Origin of the sequence: Peribacillus sp. CSMR9, from assembly GCF_033141925.1 — a bacterium.
Lineage (GTDB): Bacteria > Bacillota > Bacilli > Bacillales > DSM-1321 > Peribacillus > Peribacillus simplex_A.
In genome coordinates this window covers 130,375-152,311 of the sequence record NZ_JAOPHO010000003.1, presented here as the reverse complement: position 1 = coordinate 152,311, position 21,937 = coordinate 130,375, and the positions used below count along the sequence as shown (strand labels likewise).

The 21,937-nt window shown below is 39.5% G+C and carries 23 protein-coding genes; 19 read left to right on the top strand and 4 right to left on the bottom strand.

Annotation, left to right across the window (positions count from 1 at the left end; translation table 11 throughout):
• Positions 1-17 precede the first annotated feature (17 nt).
• The 4 genes from N9I19_RS03870 (at position 18) to N9I19_RS03855 (ending at position 4,652) form a co-directional block, all read left to right on the top strand.
• Positions 18-1,154, top strand: coding sequence for a conserved virulence factor C family protein (locus tag N9I19_RS03870; protein ID WP_284470425.1), 1,137 nt, complete (start codon positions 18-20; stop codon positions 1,152-1,154).
• Positions 1,155-1,477: 323 nt separating this feature from the next.
• The gene (gene ilvD, locus N9I19_RS03865) at positions 1,478-3,163 is read left to right on the top strand and encodes a dihydroxy-acid dehydratase (protein ID WP_317777022.1); all 1,686 of its coding nucleotides are present in this window, start codon (positions 1,478-1,480) and stop codon (positions 3,161-3,163) included.
• 204 nt (positions 3,164-3,367) lie between these two features.
• Complete coding sequence (locus N9I19_RS03860) at positions 3,368-3,805, top strand: BrxA/BrxB family bacilliredoxin (RefSeq protein ID WP_089363415.1); 438 nt, start codon at positions 3,368-3,370, stop codon at positions 3,803-3,805.
• A 67-nt stretch (positions 3,806-3,872) separates the two neighbouring features.
• Positions 3,873-4,652: a class I SAM-dependent methyltransferase gene (locus tag N9I19_RS03855; RefSeq protein WP_317777021.1), complete on the top strand. Its 780-nt coding sequence runs from the start codon at positions 3,873-3,875 to the stop codon at positions 4,650-4,652.
• On the opposite strand, the gene ggt is transcribed toward N9I19_RS03855, so the two are convergent.
• The gene (ggt, locus tag N9I19_RS03850) at positions 4,653-6,341 is read right to left on the bottom strand and encodes a gamma-glutamyltransferase (protein ID WP_289320200.1); all 1,689 of its coding nucleotides are present in this window, start codon (positions 6,339-6,341) and stop codon (positions 4,653-4,655) included.
• A 436-nt stretch (positions 6,342-6,777) separates the two neighbouring features.
• Here ggt and N9I19_RS03845 point away from each other — a divergent pair, with 436 nt between their 5' ends.
• On the top strand, positions 6,778-7,395 hold the full coding sequence (locus tag N9I19_RS03845) for a YpjP family protein (RefSeq protein ID WP_317777020.1): 618 nt from the start codon (positions 6,778-6,780) through the stop codon (positions 7,393-7,395).
• A 197-nt stretch (positions 7,396-7,592) separates the two neighbouring features.
• Positions 7,593-8,363 (top strand): TerC family protein, encoded by a 771-nt coding sequence (locus N9I19_RS03840; RefSeq protein ID WP_317777019.1) that lies wholly within the window; start codon positions 7,593-7,595, stop codon positions 8,361-8,363.
• A gap of 22 nt (positions 8,364-8,385) precedes the next feature.
• On the opposite strand, the gene N9I19_RS03835 is transcribed toward N9I19_RS03840, so the two are convergent.
• Positions 8,386-8,640: a hypothetical protein gene (locus N9I19_RS03835; protein WP_317777018.1), complete on the bottom strand. Its 255-nt coding sequence runs from the start codon at positions 8,638-8,640 to the stop codon at positions 8,386-8,388.
• Between the two features lie 222 nt (positions 8,641-8,862).
• Between N9I19_RS03835 and N9I19_RS03830 the strand changes: the two genes are divergently transcribed.
• From N9I19_RS03830 to N9I19_RS03780, 11 genes are all read left to right on the top strand, one after another.
• A complete protein-coding gene (locus N9I19_RS03830) occupies positions 8,863-9,573 on the top strand; it encodes an anthrax toxin lethal factor-related metalloendopeptidase (RefSeq protein WP_286141010.1) in 711 nt (236 codons plus the stop codon).
• Between the two features lie 57 nt (positions 9,574-9,630).
• Entirely contained in the window at positions 9,631-10,425 is a 795-nt protein-coding gene (locus N9I19_RS03825) for a thymidylate synthase (RefSeq protein ID WP_061463631.1), read from the top strand.
• Positions 10,422-10,907, top strand: a complete 486-nt coding sequence (locus N9I19_RS03820; protein WP_125163545.1) for a dihydrofolate reductase — start codon at positions 10,422-10,424, stop codon at positions 10,905-10,907. Before N9I19_RS03825 ends, N9I19_RS03820 begins: the two co-directional genes overlap by 4 nt.
• A gap of 149 nt (positions 10,908-11,056) precedes the next feature.
• Positions 11,057-12,325 carry a threonine ammonia-lyase IlvA gene (ilvA, locus tag N9I19_RS03815; protein ID WP_125163544.1) on the top strand — a complete coding sequence of 423 codons (1,269 nt, stop codon included), beginning with the start codon at positions 11,057-11,059 and terminating at the stop codon, positions 12,323-12,325.
• 192 nt (positions 12,326-12,517) lie between these two features.
• The gene (locus N9I19_RS03810) at positions 12,518-12,709 is read left to right on the top strand and encodes a twin-arginine translocase TatA/TatE family subunit (RefSeq protein WP_061463624.1); all 192 of its coding nucleotides are present in this window, start codon (positions 12,518-12,520) and stop codon (positions 12,707-12,709) included.
• 85 nt (positions 12,710-12,794) lie between these two features.
• On the top strand, positions 12,795-13,547 hold the full coding sequence (tatC, locus tag N9I19_RS03805; protein WP_317777017.1) for a twin-arginine translocase subunit TatC: 753 nt from the start codon (positions 12,795-12,797) through the stop codon (positions 13,545-13,547).
• A gap of 1,333 nt (positions 13,548-14,880) precedes the next feature.
• Positions 14,881-15,231: a DUF2535 family protein gene (locus N9I19_RS03800; RefSeq protein WP_317777016.1), complete on the top strand. Its 351-nt coding sequence runs from the start codon at positions 14,881-14,883 to the stop codon at positions 15,229-15,231.
• Positions 15,232-15,419: 188 nt separating this feature from the next.
• Positions 15,420-16,262 (top strand): DegV family protein, encoded by an 843-nt coding sequence (locus N9I19_RS03795; protein WP_317777015.1) that lies wholly within the window; start codon positions 15,420-15,422, stop codon positions 16,260-16,262.
• A 152-nt stretch (positions 16,263-16,414) separates the two neighbouring features.
• Positions 16,415-17,005 carry an SCO family protein gene (locus N9I19_RS03790; protein WP_317777014.1) on the top strand — a complete coding sequence of 197 codons (591 nt, stop codon included), beginning with the start codon at positions 16,415-16,417 and terminating at the stop codon, positions 17,003-17,005.
• Positions 17,006-17,278: 273 nt separating this feature from the next.
• Positions 17,279-18,121, top strand: a complete 843-nt coding sequence (locus N9I19_RS03785; RefSeq protein WP_317777013.1) for an SGNH/GDSL hydrolase family protein — start codon at positions 17,279-17,281, stop codon at positions 18,119-18,121.
• A complete protein-coding gene (locus N9I19_RS03780) occupies positions 18,118-18,702 on the top strand; it encodes a YpmS family protein (protein WP_125163537.1) in 585 nt (194 codons plus the stop codon). Before N9I19_RS03785 ends, N9I19_RS03780 begins: the two co-directional genes overlap by 4 nt.
• A 54-nt stretch (positions 18,703-18,756) precedes the next feature.
• Here N9I19_RS03780 and N9I19_RS03775 read toward each other — a convergent pair whose 3' ends face one another.
• The gene (locus tag N9I19_RS03775; protein WP_317777012.1) at positions 18,757-19,497 is read right to left on the bottom strand and encodes a DUF4397 domain-containing protein; all 741 of its coding nucleotides are present in this window, start codon (positions 19,495-19,497) and stop codon (positions 18,757-18,759) included.
• A gap of 221 nt (positions 19,498-19,718) precedes the next feature.
• On the opposite strand from N9I19_RS03775, the gene msrA reads away from it, so the two are divergent.
• Positions 19,719-20,210, top strand: a complete 492-nt coding sequence (msrA, locus tag N9I19_RS03770; RefSeq protein WP_410860975.1) for a peptide-methionine (S)-S-oxide reductase MsrA — start codon at positions 19,719-19,721, stop codon at positions 20,208-20,210.
• Positions 20,200-20,628 carry a peptide-methionine (R)-S-oxide reductase MsrB gene (msrB, locus tag N9I19_RS03765; protein ID WP_289320205.1) on the top strand — a complete coding sequence of 143 codons (429 nt, stop codon included), beginning with the start codon at positions 20,200-20,202 and terminating at the stop codon, positions 20,626-20,628. The genes msrA and msrB overlap by 11 nt, the downstream gene beginning before the upstream one ends.
• A 53-nt stretch (positions 20,629-20,681) precedes the next feature.
• On the opposite strand, the gene N9I19_RS03760 is transcribed toward msrB, so the two are convergent.
• Positions 20,682-21,770 (bottom strand): SGNH/GDSL hydrolase family protein, encoded by a 1,089-nt coding sequence (locus tag N9I19_RS03760; RefSeq protein ID WP_317777011.1) that lies wholly within the window; start codon positions 21,768-21,770, stop codon positions 20,682-20,684.
• Positions 21,771-21,937: the final 167 nt, after the last annotated feature.

Sequence of the window (21,937 nt, the reverse complement as noted above, 5' to 3'; positions counted from 1 at the left end):
AAAAGGAGAGAAACGCATTGAAAATTAAATCAATAGAACCTACACCAAGTCCGAATACAATGAAAATCAATTTAACTGAAGAGTTATTAGCAGGTAAAAGTAATAACTATAAGAAGGACCAAGCTGAACAAGCACCGCAGCTGATTAAAGATTTATTTAAGATTGATGGGGTGAAAGGGGTATATCATGTTGCGGATTTCTTAGCGGTTGAGCGCAATGCGAAATATGATTGGAAAGATATCTTGGTCCAAATCCGTCAGGTGTTCGGGGAAAAAACCGAAGAACAAAGTCAACAAACGGTTTTAAATGAACATTACGGTGAAGTAGCGGTTGCCATTCAACAATTCAAAGGCATTCCGATGCAAATTAAAGCAAGTGATAGCCAACACGAAAAACGTTTTGCCTTACCGGAATATTTCATAAAGGGCATTGCCGCAGCCCAAAAAGAAGATGATAATGTAGTCATGCTTCGAAAATGGAAGGATTATGGCGTAAGATATGGTGATATGGAAGATATCGTGAAGGAAGTATCGGATGAGCTGATTGCAGCATATCCGGAAGAACGAATTAATCGGCTAGTAGCTGCTGCTAAAGAAATGGTGGATACAAAAGAAACATTCTTGAAACGGCCAAAAATTAAACTGACTGCAGAAATGCTGAATGACGAAAGTTGGGAAAAGCGATATCAGGCTTTAGAACAAATGGAAGATCCAACTGTGGGTGATATTCCAGTATTGGACATGGCACTTTCCGACAATAAAGTCTCCATTCGGAGGCTCGCGGTTGTATACTTGGGTATGATCGAAGATAGAAAAGTGCTTCCGAGTTTGTACAAAGCAATGAAAGATAAAAGTGCAGCAGTAAGACGAACGGCTGGTGACTGTTTATCCGATCTGGGCTTTGAAGAAGCGATGGGAGAAATGTCGCAAGCACTATCGGATAAGAATAAATTGGTTAGATGGAGGGCGGCGATGTTTTTATATGAAGCTGGAAATGAAACGACCCTTCCTCTTCTAAAGCAAGCGGAACAGGACCCTGAATTCGAAGTGGCCCTACAGGTCAAGATGGCCATTGATCGTATAGAAAATGGGGAAGAAGCAAAAGGTTCGGTTTGGAAGCAAATGACAGAATCAAGGCTAGCGAATGAAAAGTGAAATTTAATTGGAATAACTTAATGGGCTTCAAAAAAGGCATCCGGGTGATTAAATCCGCATGCCTTTTTTGAAGCTGGTCAATTCCAATTGCTTGACCCCGTGGTCCGGTGGAACTCCGAAACAGCAAAATGGCTAATTTTCGATGAGATACAGTATTTTAAAGTAAATAATCTGTTCTCTATTATTTTAGTAAAATGATATTTGTAGATATTTAACGTTGAAAGGTTGCATTTGTCTATAAATATGTTAGAATTTTTAGAGTATACTAAAAATTATATTATTCTGAATCATTAAACATTTAGCGGAAATTGGGGGTACAACAAATGTCTACATCAAATATGAGAAGTGACATGATTACAAAAGGGGTCGATCGAGCTCCACATAGAAGTCTGTTGCGGGCAGCAGGGGTTAAAGAAGAAGATTTCGGTAAACCGTTCATCGCGGTTTGTAACTCATACATCGATATCGTTCCGGGTCATGTCCATCTTCAGGAATTCGGAAAAATAGTGAAGGAAGCGATTCGCGAAGCAGGCGGTGTTCCTTTCGAATTTAATACGATCGGGGTAGACGATGGAATTGCAATGGGTCATATTGGTATGCGCTATTCATTACCAAGCCGTGAAATCATCGCGGACTCCGTGGAAACTGTTGTATCTGCACATTGGTTTGACGGTATGGTTTGCATTCCAAACTGTGACAAGATAACGCCGGGAATGATGATGGCAGCTCTTCGTGTCAATATTCCTACAATATTCGTAAGTGGCGGACCGATGAAGGCAGGCAAAGACAAAAACGGTAAATCTCTTTCATTAACATCCGTTTTTGAAGGGGTGGGCGCCTATCAAGCTGGTAATATCAATGAAGAAGAACTGCAGGAAATCGAGCAAGTTGCATGCCCTACTTGCGGTTCTTGTTCAGGAATGTTCACTGCAAATTCCATGAACTGTCTGGCAGAAGGTTTAGGACTTGCGCTTCCGGGAAATGGTACGATTTTGGCGGTAGCTGAAGAACGCAAAGAATTCGTTAAGAAATCCGCTAAACAATTGATGGAGATAATCAAACAGGATATCAAGCCTCGTGATATCGTGACGATTGATGCAATTGATAACGCATTTGCATTGGATATGGCGATGGGCGGTTCGACCAACACCGTGCTTCATACGCTTGCATTGGCACATGAAGCAGGTTTTGAATATCCAATGGAGCGCATAAATGAAATAGCTAACCGTGTACCGCACCTAGCGAAAATTGCTCCGGCATCCGATTATCATATTGAAGATGTACATAATGCCGGAGGTGTAAGTGCCGTCATTAATGAGTTACTCAAAAAACCAGGCGCCTTTAACGGTGACTGCCTTTCCGTTTCAGGTAAAACGCTCCGCGAAAATGTTGCCGGTTGTGAAATTTTGGACAAGGATGTTATCCATCCGTTAGATAATCCGCATTCCGAGCGTGGAGGGCTTGCGGTATTGTTTGGCAACCTTGCACCTCAAGGTTCCATCATAAAAGTGGGAGCAGTTGACGAATCAGTTGGTGGCTACCATAGGGGTCCTGCCATTTGTTTCGATTCCCAGGAAGATGCACTTTCCGGAATCATTACTGGAAAAGTAAAAGAAGGGAATGTAGTGGTCATTCGTTACGAAGGACCTAAAGGGGGGCCGGGTATGCCGGAAATGTTGGCACCAACTTCCCAAATTGTCGGGAGGGGACTTGGAGCCAAAGTCGGTTTGATCACTGATGGCCGCTTTTCAGGCGCATCTCGGGGCATCAGCATTGGTCATATATCCCCCGAAGCAGCTGAGGGAGGCCCAATCGCTTTCGTGGAAGATGGAGATATCATCGAGTTGGATTTGAACAATCGTAAAATCGAATTGGAAATTTCCGATGAAGAATTCGAAAAACGTAAAGCAAATTGGAAAGGCTTCGAGTCAAAAGTTAGAACAGGCTATTTAGCACGTTATTCCAAACTTGTGACGAATGCCAGCTCCGGCGGAGTGATGAAAGTTTAATTCAAGGAAGATACTAAAACATGGTGGCAGAATGAAATGGATTCTGTTACCATGTTTCTTTTTGCGGCGTAAATGAATCTTTGATTATTGATACATAAACTTGAACCCCGAATTTGCAAAGCTCTAAGCGTCATTTTTGCATATGCACATAAGAATATAGTATGATTAATCTAATTGAAGAATTGTAATCAAGGGGGTTTTTTTATGTCGATGGCATATGATGAATATATGAAACAAATGGTGAAGCCAATGCGTGCGGAACTGGTGCAAGCAGGTTTTGAGGAGTTGGAATCCGCTGAAGCGGTTGAAAACTTTATGGATTCAGTAGAAGGTACGACACTTGTCGTCGTAAATTCTGTTTGTGGCTGTGCTGCCGGGTTAGCCCGTCCAGCTGCTACCCAAGCAGTACTCCAAGCAGACAATAAGCCTGATCATCTCGTAACAGTATTTGCCGGACAAGATAAGGAAGCTACAGCTAAAATGCGGGAATACTTCAATGGAATTGAACCTTCTTCACCATCCATGGCTCTCTTAAAGGGCAAAGAGGTTTTACATTTCATTCCTCGCCATGATATAGAGGGACAGCCAATGGAAGCTATTATGGAAAATTTATTGGCAGCATTCAGTCAAGTAAATAAGTGATGAAGCGGAATGTCCTGGAAACAGGGCATTCTTTTCAAATTTATAAGAGTATGAAGGGGTAGGATTCATGTTTGTCACTACAGTAGGAAGAGCCGATAAAGAAACGATTATATTAGCCGAAAAGTTAGCTGAAGAATTACAGATCCCCTTTATAGCGCGAAGAAAACGATCGGTGAGAGCTATCCAATCGGAACATGATGAGGAGGATTGCCTCGTTTTTGGTAAAAAGTGGATGGAGTTATATCGGTACCAAGAAAAAGAACCATTCTTTTTTCACCCTAACCTTGCAATGATCCGTTTAAAAAGAATAATTCGGGGCGAAGGTGATCCATTTCTCATTGCCGGAGATATAAATGAAGGGAATTCTGTGCTTGATTGTACATTGGGCTTGGGCTCTGATGCGATTGTCGCAAGTTTTGCAGTGGGTGAAAATGGACAGGTTGTTGCATTGGAAGGAAATCAATATTTGGCCTTGCTCGTGGACCATGGAATGAAGACATGGGAGAATGCAGAAGAAAAGATGATTTCTGCGATGAGAAGAATAGAGGTCATTCAAGCGGATCATTACGAAATATTGAAGTCAATGCCGGATAATCATTTTGATGTCGTATATTTCGATCCCATGTTTGAGGAAACGATTCAGGAATCAAATGGAATCAAAGGATTGACTCATTTTGCGGAAGGTAAGGATTTATCAATGGAAATAATGAAAGAAGCCAAGCGGGTTGCGCGAAAGCGAGTCGTGTTGAAAGACCATTTCCGCAGCTCCCGCTTCGAGGAATTTGGGTTTGAGGTAGTAAAGAGAAAAACATCCAAATTTCATTTTGGCTTCATTTCCATTCTGTGATCAGGATTTATAATCTGTCTCGTCCAGACCCATGGCACAGCCTTCCCGGCTTGAATCTGCAGCACCATAATTCGAGCCATCAGGGTTGATTTGAATGGCTTGGACATTCCCTATAGAGTGGGGAACTTCATTAAAGGCAAATCCCATTGCTTCCAAGTGACCTTTGCTGGTCATATCCATTCCTGCTTCCCATTCAATATGAGGGCCCATTGGAGTGAAAATTCTAGGTTCTTCAATGGCTGCTTTCAAGTCCATTTTTAAATCGAGTACATTGATGATTGTTTGAACGACAGAACTGATGATGGTTGGTCCTCCTGGGGATCCCAGCGTCAAGATCGGCTCGCCGTCTTTAAAGATGATGGTCGGGCTTTTACAACTGACAGGGCGTTTATTGGGCTGTACTTCATTCATGCCCCCTGGAATGGAATCGAAATCAGTCAGTTCGTTATTCAGCATGAAACCATAGTCGGAAACCATTATGCCCGAACCGAATGGATGCTCCACTGTAGAAGTGCATGCTGCGATATTCCCCCATCTGTCACGGACAGTGAAATGTGTCGTTTCACTGATATCTTCGTCATTTGGTTGTGGAATGACTTCCCTTTCTTTCACGGAATCATATATCCAAGGGTTTCCGAAGTCAATGGCATTATTCCTTGCTTTGAAATTAATGAACGAGCGGCGTTTAGCTATATATTCATCATGCATTAGACCCGCCAATGGCAATTCGGCAAATTCGGGATCAGCAAGAAATGCCTTTTTGTCTGTAAATGACAGGCGCATCGCTTCTGCAATTAAGTAATATTTTTCCCAAGAACGGACGTCATATTGTTCGATCTGGAAGCTCTCCAATATTTTTAGGATTTGGATGACCGTGAATCCGCCCGCACTAGGGGCCATGGATGATGCAATTCGATAATCCTTATAAGTCCCATACATTGGTTCATCAATGGTTGCTTCATAGTCCTTTAAATCAGAAAGTTCCATGAACCCTCCAAGTTCCTGGATACAGGAAATGATGCCCTCTCCGATTTCACCTTCATAAAAAGCGGAAATCCCTTCTCGTTGTAATATCCGATAGGTATTCGCCAATTTTTCTTTTATCAGTAAATCGCCATCCTGATATGGTTTTCCGTTTGGCATGAAGAACTTACGGGCTTCCTCGCCCAATCGGTATTCAAAGTTTTTAAGGGCATCGCAAAGAACCCAATTGACGGGAACCCCCTTTTCTGCGAATTCAATGGAGGGCTCGATGAGGTCAGCTAATGGCTTACTTCCATATTCGTTGAGTGCTTTATCCATAGCTTTCAGTATTCCAGGAACGCCAACTGCTGTAGCCTTGATCGAACGTTCTTTAAATGGGATGACTTCCCCTTTTTCATTTAGAAACATGTCTGGATGCGCGGCTTTAGGTGCCCTTACATGGCCATCGAATATTTTTGTATCCTTATCTTTAGCGTTATATACCATAAGGAAACCACTGCCGCCGATACCAGTCATCATGGGTTCTACAATATTTAGGGCAAATTGGATGGCGACCGCCGCATCGACTGCATTTCCACCTTCACGTAATATTTTTTCCCCGATGGAAGTGGCTACGGGATGAGCGGTAACGACCATTCCGGCCTTCCCTGTGGCGGTTTCCCTCTTGTAATCCTTATCTTTAGTGTTTTCATTGTTGTTTTCCAAAATGATTCCTCCAGTATTCAGTCCTTTTATCTGCCAAAATGTAAGCTTTATGTGAAAGAAAAACCTTGCCATTGGAGATAAATGACAAGGGATTTTTCGTAGGTATTTATTTATTCTTAATCAGTAAATGTTAAATATACGAAAAATGCTAATGTTACAAGACATAAAGCCACCATGGCAGTCGTAGTTAAAGCCATATAAGACCCCTCCTTAAAAAGACTTGAATCTAATTAAGTTCTCCAAATATCGTCAAAATCCTTCATCAAAATGTAGAATTGTTGATATTTAGTAAAAAGTTAGGGTTAATAAAGTTTATATAGGTATATATCCTTTTTTTTGATTTTTAAAACATGGGTACCTATATATTAGTAATTACTAAAAAATAAAAGTATACTAAATATAAAGATAATACAAAAAAAAGGAGGGGGAGTGTGAGTTGAAAGCAGCGATTTGGATCAGGAAAAGTCTCGTCATTTTATTATCCGTTTTGACGTTTGGTCTTGTCACGCCTTCAGAGCTGGCGTGGCTTGCTGAAGCCAATTCGTTAAAGGATACTAAAAAAGGGTTAGTGGATGAAGAAGGGTTAGCCTACCTTTCTTCACAGCAACCGATTGAACTTGAAGAGGAATTCAACCGGGAAGAATTTTTATCGGGCATACTGAATAAAGCAGAGGTAAACGCATTTATGAAGTTTGGCGATAAGATCAATCCTAAAATTGGCGATGAGTTCAAAATGACCATCTTACCAAAAATGGAAGAAGCCATTACGGAAATGGCTGCCCAATTTCCAGATGAAAAATTACAGCAATTAACGATCACTGAGCAGCCGAGTGCGGGCAGGGCCGAGAAAATTTTTCATATTTATGATTCAAACAGCGGCAAGGATATTATCAGATTCCATGTCAGGCAGGAAAATCCACCAATGGAAGGGTATTGGTTCGATTTTCACTATCATACCCATCATGATTCATTTGCCACCCATTATGATATAGGGAAAATATATTGGGACAAAAATACGCCCCCAGAGTGGACGAGTAAACAAAGGCTCTCATAATGGATCGATTCTTTGATTTTATATATGTGTAAGAGTATGATGAGAATGAAATTTCTAATAGGCATTAAATGATACGTTGTCATGCAACGTATTTATTTTGTGTTTAAAATAAAGTAGAGTTTTTAACATTACTGGGAACAATGTTATTTTATACGGTTTTCTAATTATGCAGGTATAGTAGCAGAGGAGTCTTTATCATGTCAGAGTTGTTAAATAATATCATTCAAACATATGCTCAATTTTTTGACTGGCATATGTGGGTGGAGGTTTTATCCGACCCAGTAAGCTGGGGATTGATCGGAACGCTCGTTTTAATGGAAGGATTACTATCGGCGGATAACGCTTTGGTATTAGCTGTAATGGTCAGGCACCTTCCGGAAAAACGACGGAAAAAAGCACTTTTTTATGGTTTATTAGGCGCATACGCTTTTAGATTTATAGCGATTGGAATCGGTGTTTTCCTCATTAAGCTTTGGTGGGTGAAGGTGATTGGAGCAGCCTACCTTGGTTGGCTCTCATTTAAATACTTTCGGGATAAAAGAAAAAAACAAGCTGGCATTGATGAAGATATCCAGGGAATGAGTAACAACAGCTTGTTGATCCGAATCTTTGGTACATTTTGGGGGACGGTTGCGGCAGTGGAATTGATGGATATAGCATTTTCCGTCGATAGTGTCTTGGCCGCTTTCGGGGTGAGTGAAAAAGTCTGGGTCCTTTTGGCCGGTGGGATGATTGGTGTCTTGATGATGCGGGGAGTGGCGGGGTTATTTTTAAAATTGATAGATAAGGTTCCTGAATTGGAAACTGCCGCTTACGTTCTTATCGGATTCATTGCTATAAAAATGCTAATTGCCGTTGCAGGGATCGAAATCCCGCCTGCGATATTTTTTACCCTTATTTTAATGATTTTCGGCACCACGATTGTATTTCATTTGAAGAAAGGGAAAAAGCGTAAAGAACATGGTTGATCACCATTTAAAAAAGCAGACATCATAAATGATGTCTGCTTTTTTTTTGGAGAATATCAAGTAATTGAAGAAGGGCGGTAAATGTAGTGAAGAAAAGCAAAGGCAATAAGAAGGTAAGCCAAAGAGAAGGGAGTAGTGGATGCAGTAGTAGGCCAAAGAAAATGGAGAACAGAAAAAGGTCGAGAATGATGAACACTTTCAAACTGTAGATATCAAGGACTTCATCAGCAAGTTCCCGGTTCTCATTCAAGCTGGCTTTTTTATTATTGGTTTCCATGCAATCACCCTAAACCTTATACAATTATATACTATTGATATATGAAAAGACTGGAAAAATGGTTCTTCTCAAGGAAGAGCTGCGACAAAATTACCATAAAAACATAGAGTTTTTACACTAAGTTAATATGTTATACTAATATAATAGTGTGGAAGGTTCAGAGACTTTAAAATACATATACACTCTTAACGATTATAAGAAATGAAGAAAGGGGAGAAGATTGTGAAAAGTAAAAAATGGTTAACTTTACTTGCATTATTTGCCTTTCTCCTCTCAATGCTCTCCTATTCCCTAGCGAAGGATGAAGGAGTAAAATGGCGGAATTTGCCCAAAGATAACCTTTTAAGACAAGCTGAATTTTTTAAGGATAATAAAGAATTACAAAGAATATTTTTATTTCCAGAAGGGGAATACGATGAAAAGGAAGCACTGAAAATTGTAGGAACCATTGATAAATTGCCTCATTCCCTTTTAGTGAAAACTGCTGACAGCGGTGTAAGGATCAAACTCTTTAATGGTTCTTTAACTGAAAATCGATCTGCGGCTAAATTAAAGGGGAAAACGCCGCGTGGTTATTTGAATAAAAAAACAACTTGGGATGATGTGCCTGGGATGGGGGGATCTCATACTGTATTGGTTAAAATCGGAGCGAGCGATAAAGGTAAAGGGCATGGCTCCGTAAATCTGGAACTGCATGAGTTAGGGCATTCCATTGATAATATAGTTTATGGTGGGATTCGTGAAGACATGGATTACTTGAAAATTTGGGGTAAGGAAGTGAATGGACTGTTCCCTGGACAGTCGTATTTTTCCAATTACCCTGAGGAATACTTTGCAGAAACGTTTGCCATGTTTTATGTGAATTTCGAACAAAATCAATTACTTAAACAAAAAGCACCCGAGACTTATAATTTTATTAAACAATTAGATTAACCATTGGACTATAATACGTTAAAATAAGGAGAATGAAAGAAGAAAAGGTGGTTTATCATGAAGCAATATTTAGATTTATGTAAGCATGTGCTCGAGAATGGCACTCAAAAAGGAGATCGTACGGGAACAGGAACGATCAGTACCTTTGGATATCAAATGAGATTCAATTTAAAAGATGGATTCCCTGTACTTACAACGAAAAAGGTTAGTTTAAAAGCGATTATCCATGAACTATTATGGTTTTTGAAGGGTGATACAAATGTTGGCTACCTTCAGGAAAATAACGTGCGCATTTGGAATGAATGGGCTGATGAAAAGGGAGAATTAGGTCCGATTTATGGCCATCAATGGCGTTCTTGGGGAACGGCTGATGGAAGGCAAATCGACCAAATCAGTGAATTGATTGAACAAATCAAAACGAATCCAAATTCAAGAAGGCTGATAGTGAGTGCTTGGAATGTTGGGGAACTGGACGAAATGGCCTTGCCACCTTGTCATGCATTCTTTCAATTCTATGTGGCTGATGGCAAGCTTTCGTGCCAGCTATATCAACGTTCAGCAGACGTCTTTTTAGGTGTTCCTTTTAATATAGCTTCGTATGCGCTATTAACAATGATGATCGCCCAGGTGTGTGATTTGGAAGTTGGCGAATTTGTACATACTTTTGGGGATGTCCACATCTATTCTAACCACCTTGAACAAGTTGAACTGCAGTTGACACGTGATCCCAAACCATTGCCAATCATGAAAATAAATCCGGAAGTGAAAAATATCTTTGATTTTAGCTTCGAGGACTTCGTTCTGGAAAATTACGAAGCTCATCCCCATATAAAAGGTGAGGTTAGCATATGATATCGTTGATAGTCGCTATGGATCAAAATCGTGTAATCGGGAAGAATAATCAACTGCCATGGCATTTACCGGCAGATTTGCAGTATTTTAAAAAAGTGACGATGGGCCATCCAATCATCATGGGCCGAAAAACATTTGAATCAATCGGAAGGGTACTGCCTGGCCGTGAAAATGTCATCGTTACCCGTAATCCGGAGTATAAAGCGGAAGGCTGTTTAGTTTTACATGATACTTTAGAGATCAAAACGTTTGCAGACAACAGTAGGGATGAAGTATTCGTTATTGGCGGAGCCGAAATCTTCAAGGAAATCCTTCCTTATACCGATCGCCTGTATATAACGGAAATTCATGAAACCTTTGAAGGTGATACTTTCTTTCCCGTGATTGATGAAAATGAATGGGATAAAATCTCCTCAAACCCAGGAAGCATCGATGAAAAAAATCGATATGCACATGATTTTATTATTCTACAAAAAAAATAAACGATAAATCCGATTATGGAAAAATGACCATAATCGGATTTTTTTGTATGGAACGAACAAAAGAAAGAATTTTTAGAAAAATCAATTACATTTATGTCAGTAAAGTGCTATAATGATTGAATTGATTAGGAAGGAAATGAGGTATTGTTATGAATCAGACTGCATCCATGAATAGGGGGATTCAATTGGAAGATATTCTAATTGCCTATAGAGAACTAAAAGAGATCGTTTTACACACTCCTTTACAAAAAAATCAGAGGCTCTCTGAAAAATATGAATGTAATGTATATTTAAAACGCGAGGATCTTCAACACGTACGTTCCTTTAAATTAAGAGGGGCTTACTATAAAATGAAAAGCTTGACCGAGGAAGAGACGAAGAATGGAGTCGTTTGTGCCAGTGCAGGAAACCATGCACAGGGAGTTGCGTTTTCCTGCAGTCAATTAGGTATCCACGGGAAGATTTATATGCCTGCTACGACACCAAGGCAAAAAGTCGATCAAGTTCAGCTATTCGGTAGGGATAATGTGGAAATCATCCTGATTGGAGATACATTCGATGATGCATTTGCCAAGGCGATGGAATGCTGTGAAAAAGAAGAACGTTCCTTTATCCATCCATTTGACGATGAAAAGGTAATCGCAGGGCAGGGTACAACGGCCGTAGAAATCCTGAATGATTGTGAAGATGGAATCGACTATGTATTTGCAGCTATCGGCGGTGGCGGTTTAATGGCCGGATTATCAAGTTATTTCAAATCGGTTTCACCAAAAACGAAATGCATTGGAGTGGAGCCGCTTGGTGCTGCTTCGATGAAATACTCCTTTGATGAAGGAAAAGTTTCTGAACTTGAAAGCATAGATACATTTGTTGACGGAGCAGCTGTCAAGTGTGTGGGACAGATGACATATCAGCTCTGTAAGGAAAACCTGGAAGATATCGTTGTCGTTCCTTCAGGGCAAATCTGCACGACGATTCTCGATTTATATAATCAGCATGCGATTGTCGCTGAGCCGGCAGGGGCTATATCTGTAGCCGCTTTGGATTTGTACAAAGAACAAATCAAAGGCAAAACGGTTGTTTGCATGGTCAGCGGAGGGAATAACGACATTGGGCGCATGCAGGAAATTAAGGAAAAATCCTTATTATATGAAGGACTGCTTTATTATTTTATCGTGAATTTCCCACAACGCGCTGGAGCTTTAAGGGAATTCCTTGATGAGGTGTTAGGACCGAATGACGATATTAGCCGTTTTGAATATACGAAGAAAAACAATAAAGAAAGCGGGCCGGCCCTTGTTGGTGTTGAGCTGAAAGATAAGAATGATTATGAAGGTCTCATTCTAAGAATGAACAAAAAAGGATTCTCTTTCGTTGAAGTCAATAAGGACAGTAATTTATTTCATTTATTGATTTAATCATGGACAAAGTGTTAAATTAGGATAGAATATTACTTATGTTTTTACATTTTATTCTACCTCCCAGTCGATCCGGGCTTACTGTCGATAATTGTTACCATTCTATGACGAATTGCCAGTGCTCTTTCAATTGGTTGGAAGTGGTATTATAATCGGGGTAGGGATAATTACAACACCAAAGGGGATGTATCCATGTCGAACATTGGAGTACCTGGTCTAATTCTCATCTTAATATTGGCATTAATTATTTTTGGACCGAAGAAACTTCCAGAGATAGGCCGTGCTTTTGGACAGACACTTCGTGAATTTAAAAAATCCACGAGTGACTTAACAAAAGATGATTATGAAGAAGATAAAAAAATACAACAAAAAAATCATGAATGATTGAATGCTGGGCGTAAGATGGAATCGTCTTGCGCCTTTTTGCTGGAACAAAGATACGGATTTTCAGATGAAGGCGTGATCAACTTTGGAAGATAAAGAATTAAATATTATCGATCATCTCGATGAATTGAGAAAACGGCTCATCATTACAGCTGTTGCTTTTGTCATCTTTTTTATTGCCAGTTTTATTTATGTAGAAGAGATTTATAAATGGTTCGTGAAGGATCTAGATTTTGACCTGATGGTATTGGGACCAAGTGATATTATCTGGATTTACTTTATGCTCTCAGGCGTCGTAGCCATTGCGGCAACGATACCGGTAATTGCTCTGCAAATCTGGTTATTCGTTAAACCCGCTTTGATGCCAAATGAAGTAAGGGCGACCCTTGCCTATATTCCAGCGCTTTTCTTGCTTTTTATCGGAGGGCTTGCTTTTGGTTATTTTGTCATCTTCCCGACCATTCTTCAATTTTTGATTGAATTGGGCGATGGGATGTTCATAACCAGTTTTACAGCGGATAAGTACTTTTCATTCGTATTTAATATGACGATACCTTTTGCTATTTTATTTGAGCTTCCTGTCGTTACCATGTTTTTGACCTCCATTGGAATAATTAATCCTTATGTGCTTCAAAAGCTAAGGAAGTATGCTTACTTTGTACTGGTTGTCATTGCGATATCGATAACGCCGCCTGACTTTATGTCAGACTTTATGGTAATGGTTCCACTGCTGTTATTATACGAAATCAGTATTTCATTATCTAAAGTTGTCTATAAACGCAGGGTGAAGCGTGAAAGTTTGCGGGAAGAAGCATTAAACAACGAGGAAGGTTTATAAAAAAAGACCCTTGAATGCATTTGGCCTGCAGTATCCCGAATAATGGACACTTAAAAAAGATCCCTTATTGGACTTACCCCCTTCAAGTAGACAGTTTAAAAAAGACTAGGTAACCATCGAGATTCGATATTCAATCGGAGCTCGATGGTTCATTCGTTTTTGGAACCGTTTGCGTTATGGAAAGATGTAAATTTTAATTGCTAGAATCTGTTCTTCTTCTATTTGAAAATGATTGAGATAAAACATTTCAGATATAAAATGAGAGCAGAATGATTCGACACAGGCGTTGTCATGGCAGTTTCCTTTGCGAGAGTGGCTGCCGATGGGCACCTGCCTGTTGAAGCCTAGGATGATAAACATGAGATGTGTATTGGAATCCTTAATCTGTTCCGTATACATCTCTTTTTTTGTGGTTCACAAAAAAGCATTCTCTCGTAAGGGTAATTGTCATGCGAGGGTAACCTTATTCCTTGTGCTATATGTTAATCTGTTGTATCCGTTCACGAATTTATCGTCCTTTGAAAGACGGAATTGTCTTTGAGTATTTGTTGAAAGCCAACTATAGTAGCTAGAGCGATTTAACTGAGCAATGACAATAAGCCAGATTACTTTGAATGGAGAATGTAGTCCTTCAATAATCTCGTACTTATTCGTCTGAAAAAGGAGACCTCCTGATAGATTTGGATACTGCTTTTTTAAGTAAGGCACCTGGGCCTTAGTATTCCAATACTTCTTCCACGCTATCGAATTTTTTTTACGAGATACCGACCCCTGCAAGGTTTTTTTTAGCCCTTGTTACCGCTGCTTTTTCCCGTTGAGTCTTAAAAAAACCGTCAGTATCTTGATATTTTCGCACCCAATCCATTAACTGCGTTTTACTTTTAGGCTCTTTTCGTAAAGAGTGTTGTTTTTAAAACGAAACTATATAAGGTTGATTGGAGCGGAAGTGCGAGACTCCTGCGGGAGCAGCGGGACAGGTGAGACCCCACAGGCGTTTACGCCGAGGAGGCTCACCGCCCGCCCCGCGGAAAGCGAGCATCTGGAGGGGAAATCAACCACAACTCACTACCTGGTAAATAGCAACAAAGTATGTGAAAACAGCCTACTTTTAAGATCATATTTCCTTCAATAGCAGATTGGCTGCCCCAATTATTTATATAACTTTGGACAACCTGGATCTTGAATTCCTTGGAATAAGTTAAAATTCATCCCCCTTTTTTAGCCATAATAAAGTCCCCTCCAAGTAATAGTGTAACATCCATGTTTTTTCATGGACTTTTTACACTTTCTACTTTAAGGGGATAATATCACTTATGGGTCTTTTTTTTAATCGATGTCAAGCTTGATTTGTCTGTTTTTTACACATTTGAATATTTATAATTTTGGATTTATTGTGTATAATGTAAGCAATCGGTTAAAAATGAGGATTGATATATTGATGTTCAAATGCTTGGAATTCAAAGATTGTTTTGGACATAAGGTTACAATTTCAGAAATACCTGTCTTACTGCCTAGTGATCCGAATTTTTTTATGTTGACCGTGCGTTTGGAAGTATTTGTAAAGAAAGTTTTTGCTAATAAAGATCATAAAGAAAATTACTCATTTAAGCATTACCTAGCATCCGTACTCAAATGGCCCGTATATAACAAGATTTTCTTTGGGGGCTTACTCAATAATGCGTGATGCGGACTGACCCATAGCTAACTTCTCCGATAAAAGAGATGCCACGAATGCCATGTTAATCGGCATGCGTTCGGGTTAGCTCATGGGTCGGTTTTTTTTTGTGATCATTTCAATAGATGAGTATTTGGTTTGAATGCGTACCTTTAATAGGTATAATACAATAGAATGTTAATTAGGGATGTGTAATCATGAATAAAGTAAAAATAGTAACAGACTCAACAGTTGATATGACACCGGAAGAACTAGAATATTATGATATAACAATGGTTCCTTTATCGATCTATATAGATGGGGAAACTTTTTTGGATAAGGTTGAAATAGAACAAGAAGAATTCCTGAAAAGGATGAACCAATCAAAAGAACTTCCAAAAAGCTCACAACCAGCCGCAGGTACCTTTGTGGAGGTATATAATGAACTTGGAAAAGACGGCAGTGAGATTATTTCCATTCATATGACAGGTGGCATGAGCGGCACTGTACGCTCAGCGGAAAGTGCAGCAAGCATGTCTGAATCGAAGGTTACCGTTTTTGACTCGAAATTCATTTCAAAAGCAATGTCATTCCAGGTGATCGAGGCAGCGAAGATGGCGAAGGAAGGGAAATCCGTAGCAGAGATAATCGATCGCTTGAAACACATTAAAAAGCAGTCAAGTTTAATCATTGTCATAGAAACACTTGATAACCTCGTTAAAGGCGGAAGGATTGGAAAAGTTTCTGCATTTATCGGCTCACTGCTGCACATAAAGCCGATTGCACTTCTGGACGATGGTGTCCTGAATCCTGTATCCAAAGCCAGGAGCCAGTCACAGGTAGTGAAGTTCATCATTAAGAAATTCAAAGAAGATACACAAGGCAAAAAAATTAGCGGCATTGGTTTTGTACATGCAAATGGTTTTGAAATCGCAGATAAAGTCCGCCAGGCCATTGCAGATTTAACAGGGTATCAAGACATAAAGATAGAAGCAACCACTGCCGTTGTCAGTACCCATACAGGTGAAGGCGCCATGGCAATCATGTATTATTGGGACTGATAAGGATAAAGCTGCATGAAATTGCGTATGGGAGATGTCTTTCATTTGTAAAATTGTCTTAAATTCGTAAAAGTGTTGCTGTCCTCATTCCTATTGGTCTGTTAGAATAAATAAAGTAACAGAATATTTTATACATAAAGGACGGGGTAGGGATGAGAAAGCTGCGTTTGCGTATGGCAGCTATGGGGGCATCAATTTTATTGCTGTTGACAGCATGCGGTTCCAATGGCGTACCTGATGCCAAAAATTGGGATCTTGAGGATTTTAGTTACATTGATCAGGAAGGTAAAGCTTTTTCAAAAAGTGATCTAAAAGGTAAGGTTTGGGTTGCGGATTTTATATTCACCAGCTGCAAGACGGTCTGTCTGCCCATGACTTCCAATATGACGAAACTGCAGCAGCAATTGAAGGATGAGGGTATATCTGATGTTGAGTTCGTTTCATTTTCTGTCGACCCGGAGATTGACAAGCCTGATGTTTTAAAAAAGTATGGTGACCAATTTAATGTGGATTACAGCAACTGGCATTTTCTAACCGGTTATGGTCAGGAAGAAATTGAGCGGTTTGCACGGGATAACTTTAAACTAATCGTCAAAAAACCAGAGACGGGAGATCAGGTGATTCATGGGACCAGCTTTTTTCTAATTGATCAAAAAGGAAAGATCATGAAGGATTATACAGGTCTGCAGGATATTCCCTTTGATGAAATTATTAAGCATATTAAAATTTTACAGAATTATTGAACAGGTTAAATGACCTGTTCTTTCTGTTTTCATCTATTCATACGGATTTCTGGTAGGGCCCATTAACGCTGGTGAAAATGAGGTAAGTGGTTTTGAAGAATCAGGAGAAGTGAAGAATGATTTTACATGCTCAGTACATGCTAAATTTTATAGGACTAGCTTTTATTCCTTGCCTTTTTCATATTGTATAGTAAGGAATGCTCAAGTAAGGTATATTGTTTGCAATTATTCGTTTTCTTCATGATATAATACATGGGTAGGAAGGTGAGGGTCATGAGGTACAGAATCACCTGTCTTTTCATATGCCTAGTTTGGATTTCAGGCTGCGGTCAAAGTGAAACGGCCTCAAATCAGCCAACTATTCAGCAGAAAAGCAGAGTTGAGCTGAGTAAAAAGGAAACAATTCCTGCCAGCTTTTTTCCGGACCCTGTGAAAATCGTATCGATAGGCGATTCCTTGACTCAAGGTGTCGGTGATAGTAAAGATAATGGCGGGTATCTGCCTTATTTACAAAATAAGCTGGTAAAAGAGCCATCGATTACTTCCGTTGAGATGATTAATCATGGCATACGTGGAAATAGGACCGACCAACTATTGAAAAGACTGGATAAAGCTAGGATTAAAGAAGACATAAAACAAGCTGACTCGATTGTTGTTACGATCGGTGGAAATGATATCTTGAAGGTCTTTAAACAGAATTTCTCCAACTTGGAACTGAATCAGTTTGATTCGGCTAAATTAGGGTATGAAAAAAGATTGAGGCAAATACTCGATAAGGTCCGTTCCGAAAATGATCATGCCCAAATTTACCTGGTGGGCGTATATAATCCATTTTCCAAATGGTTCGCAGATTTTTATGAACTTGATATGATCATGAATGATTGGAATGAAAGCGGGAAAGAGATTATTGAAGAATATGATTCAGCCTATTTTATTGAAATAGCAGATATTTTCAAGGATTCCAAAGAGGATTTGCTTTATGATGAGGATTATTTTCATCCAAATGACCGCGGATATGAATTAATCGCGACAAGAATCTACAATGATATGGATATTACCACTATCGGAAAGGACACATTGGAAGCGAGTGCCAAAGGAGATGATGACCAAGAATGACAAATATCAAATGGAAGACTATGTTTATTTCCCTATTAGCCCTAAACATCCTGGTCATCGTGTTTGTTTTGATTTTAGTTAATTTGCCGACTAAAGATAAAGAACTGATACCAAAAGTAAGCCACGAAGAAGATATCCAATTTCAAATTCACACGAATCGGGAAGATCTGACAAGATTAATTAACCAGTATCTTGATAAAGAAGGCCTGACGGGATCCATTCATTACGAAGTATATTTAACGGATGAAGTCGAGTTATACGGTACAATGCCATTTTTCAATCGTGAAGTGGAAATGAAATTGACTTTTGAACCAATCGCCCAAAAGAATGGGGATTTGATCTTAAAGCAAAAATCAATTGCCATCGGACAAATGAACTTACCTGTTTCATATGTAATGAATATAATAAATGAGCGTTATAACATGCCGGATTGGGTAAGCATCAACCCAAATGACGAAAGTATTTATGTCTCATTACAGGATATGGAATTGAAAAGCGACATTAGGGTCAAGGCGAAAAAATTCGATCTTAAAAATGACGACATTTCATTTTTATTGACCATCCCATCATCATTACAGTGATAGGGAGTAGATGAATAAAAAACCAGGATCAATTCATCCTGGTTTTTTATTCATTTATGGAGAGAGTGTTACGGTTTCCAGCGTGGATGGTTCCCGATTCAATCCGATTAAATAAATGGTTGAGGGAGTATTTTTGCAGAAACTATTATTTGGCAAATGAAGCGCAATCTCTTTTGTCCCAGCTTTCCTCACTTCAAAGTCGACTATCATGGGATGTAAATTAAGATAATCGCTTGCTTTCCTGAAATGGAGATTTTCAAAAACGACATCACCATCTTTGACGGCAATATCTACCGACGGTAAATCATCTGAAAGATGGATGAATCGAACCTTGGCTTCATTTTGAGGAACAAACGGATTATCTTCGAAAGTTAACATATTCAACGACCCGTTAGCCAAGGTAGCGGCTATGGTATAGGACCTCCCGCTTTCGAGCGTCACTTTACGGCTCAAAAGTGAGGTGCCTTGCCCGCTGCGGTATATATCCAATTGGTAATTGCCAGGGGGGAATGTCGAATAATCATTGTTCTCTTTAAATGAGAAATTTTTAAGAATACGCATTTCATTTAAATAAACATCAAACGATGGAGCTGTTGGGGCAGCATGAATAATGCGAACTTGTGCAGGCAGTATGACATTCATTTGTTCAAATCTCAATTGTTGTGTTTCTTTTTCGAGACTTTTCAAATGCTTATGGTAATAATAATCATGCAAATGCGGATTGCTGTATTTATAATAAGACGATAGTAAATCATAAGTTATCGCTTTTTGTAAATATGATTGTTTATCGCTCATTTCTTACACCTCTCATTTTTCCATAATGATCTCATCATATGGTGATATGCTTGGACGTGTGTCTGGACCATTTTCGTTAATAGGGACTTATCGGCATATTATTTTACAGGGCAAAATAAAAGCGTTAAAATGCATTCAATGGTTTGTTTGTAAAAAAGGGGGATTTTCATTTGACAAAGCAATTAGGGAAAGCAACATTCGCAGGTGGATGTTTTTGGTGCATGGTGAAACCGTTCGATGAGCAGCCTGGCATCGAATCCGTTATCTCGGGTTATACGGGCGGGACTACGGAAAATCCTACTTACAAAGAAGTTTGTTCTGAAACCACGGGACATTATGAGGCTGTTCAGATCACCTTTGATCCAAGCGTATATCCATATGAAAAAATAATCGAGATGTTTTGGCAGCAAATTGACCCGACAGATGCTGGAGGGCAGTTTCATGACCGGGGAAGTTCTTATCAAACGGCCATTTTTTATCATGACGAAAACCAACGTAAAATTGCGGAAGGATCCAAAGCTAAGCTGCAGGCGAGCGGGAAATTTTCCAAACCGATTGTAACGCCGATTATACCAGCTCAAGCGTTTTATCCAGCTGAGACATATCACCAGCATTATTATAAAAAGCAACCTGAGCATTATGAAAGATATTCGATTGGCTCAGGCCGAAAAGCATTTATAAAACATCACTGGGGGGAAAAAAATGAAAAGTAAAGAAGAATTAAAACAGAAACTTTCGGCGATTCAATTTGAGGTAACGCAAAATAATGGTACGGAACCAGCATTTAACAATGAATATTGGAACTTGAAGGAGGAAGGGTTATATGTGGACATCGTTTCAGGTAAACCTCTTTTCACTTCAAAGGAAAAGTTTGATTCAGGCTGCGGTTGGCCAAGCTTTACTAAACCGCTAAAGGAAGAGGAAGTGGTGGAAAACCTCGATACGAGTTACGGTATGAGAAGAATCGAGGTTCGCTCAAAAACTGCCGATTCTCATCTTGGTCATGTTTTCAATGATGGACCGGGACCATCGGGACTACGCTATTGCATCAATTCTGCCTCATTGAAGTTCATCCCGCTCCAAGAGCTGGAAAAAGAAGGATTCGGAGAATACAAAAAGCTTTTTGATTGAATGGAACCCCTCTACCTGATAATGATAGGGGGGTCTTTAGTATTGGATAGGATTCAATCGGTGATGATCGATGCGATCCGGACATATGGAATGATGGTAAGATCCATTGCTTTAGTTCTGCCAGTCACCTCAAAACGGACCTTATGTGAACCGGGAGGAAGCCCATTTGTGACAAATAAATATCTTTCACGGGCAAACGGCCACCACGTATTCAAAGTCGTGGTTTCATTTCCATCGATCCATACTTTAACTTCCCCGCCATCGGGACTCCTGAGCAGCTTCACTCCAAGCATACTTCCATTGAAGTTATATTCAATCACACTGCCCTTTTCACTACTAGTAAAATAGCCGCCCCTTGGACGGAAACCGTTCATTTTTTCATAGTGGTCAATCTCCGATAATTTAATATCAGAATGGGCATGAAGCTTAGATGGAAGGGCTGCAACAGTCTTCCCACGTTTTATATTATCCAGGAAGCGTTCATAAATTGCATTAGCATAAAATTGATAACCCAGCCCATTTGGATGAATCAGATCTCTGGTCAATTGCTTTTCCGTATATCCTGAATCTTTGAATATTGGACGCATATCCACATTAGTTGCACCATAATGTTTGGATAAAAGTCCGATGGCTGATGCAAATTCCTCATATTTCAAGGAACTCTCTGTTATTGTGAACAATTCAGCATTAGGGTTGAGACGTTTTGCCTTTCTTATTAAAGCTTCATATGTCATGGTAAAATCATCGACATTCATATATTTGCGGTCATTTTCACCGAAAATGAAGAATATCAAATCTTTATGATCATGCTGCCTTCTTTGGGAAAGCTTAAATAGACCTTCAAAAGCAGTGGATCCGCTTTGGACAACGTACTCTCCGTGTAAAGGAATATCATTGGTTTTGATCATCATATTTTCTAACTGTTTGAACCATGTTAGATTAGGATTTTCAGCTCCTGACCCTCTTCCGATACTGTCACCAATAACGAGATACTGAATGGGCTGGCCTGATTGGAATTTTTGATAAACATTTACTGAATCATCTGATCCATATGTTTTAGGAGCTTTTTGAAGGACATAGCAGATGAGAAGGATCGTGGCGATTGCAGCGAAAGGGATGAAGGATTTTGCGTTCTTTTTCAAAATTATGTTCCCCCGTATTAACCTTTTATGTATCTATATAGGAATGAGATAGCTTAAAGAGGCTAAGAAATGTTTTTTCCTTATTATATCCCAATTTTAACACAATAAATATAAAACGTTTTTTTGACATTTTTCATGTTGCTCTTGGTGGTTCGCCTATTGTATGT

Bases quoted from the DNA above. Each gene is read 5' to 3' on its own strand.
- ilvD (WP_317777022.1), top strand. From the start codon at position 1,478: ATGTCTACATCAAATATGAGAAGTGACATGATTACAAAAGGGGTCGAT.
- N9I19_RS03860 (WP_089363415.1), top strand. From the start codon at position 3,368: ATGTCGATGGCATATGATGAATATATGAAACAAATGGTGAAGCCAATG.
- N9I19_RS03855 (WP_317777021.1), top strand. From the start codon at position 3,873: ATGTTTGTCACTACAGTAGGAAGAGCCGATAAAGAAACGATTATATTA.
- N9I19_RS03840 (WP_317777019.1), top strand. From the start codon at position 7,593: ATGTCAGAGTTGTTAAATAATATCATTCAAACATATGCTCAATTTTTT.
- N9I19_RS03835 (WP_317777018.1), bottom strand. From the start codon at position 8,640: ATGGAAACCAATAATAAAAAAGCCAGCTTGAATGAGAACCGGGAACTT.
- N9I19_RS03825 (WP_061463631.1), top strand. From the start codon at position 9,631: ATGAAGCAATATTTAGATTTATGTAAGCATGTGCTCGAGAATGGCACT.
- N9I19_RS03820 (WP_125163545.1), top strand. From the start codon at position 10,422: ATGATATCGTTGATAGTCGCTATGGATCAAAATCGTGTAATCGGGAAG.
- ilvA (WP_125163544.1), top strand. From the start codon at position 11,057: ATGAATCAGACTGCATCCATGAATAGGGGGATTCAATTGGAAGATATT.
- N9I19_RS03810 (WP_061463624.1), top strand. From the start codon at position 12,518: ATGTCGAACATTGGAGTACCTGGTCTAATTCTCATCTTAATATTGGCA.
- N9I19_RS03800 (WP_317777016.1), top strand. From the start codon at position 14,881: ATGTCAAGCTTGATTTGTCTGTTTTTTACACATTTGAATATTTATAAT.
- N9I19_RS03795 (WP_317777015.1), top strand. From the start codon at position 15,420: ATGAATAAAGTAAAAATAGTAACAGACTCAACAGTTGATATGACACCG.
- N9I19_RS03790 (WP_317777014.1), top strand. From the start codon at position 16,415: ATGAGAAAGCTGCGTTTGCGTATGGCAGCTATGGGGGCATCAATTTTA.
- N9I19_RS03785 (WP_317777013.1), top strand. From the start codon at position 17,279: ATGAGGTACAGAATCACCTGTCTTTTCATATGCCTAGTTTGGATTTCA.
- N9I19_RS03780 (WP_125163537.1), top strand. From the start codon at position 18,118: ATGACAAATATCAAATGGAAGACTATGTTTATTTCCCTATTAGCCCTA.
- N9I19_RS03775 (WP_317777012.1), bottom strand. From the start codon at position 19,497: ATGAGCGATAAACAATCATATTTACAAAAAGCGATAACTTATGATTTA.
- msrA (WP_410860975.1), top strand. From the start codon at position 19,719: ATGGTGAAACCGTTCGATGAGCAGCCTGGCATCGAATCCGTTATCTCG.
- msrB (WP_289320205.1), top strand. From the start codon at position 20,200: ATGAAAAGTAAAGAAGAATTAAAACAGAAACTTTCGGCGATTCAATTT.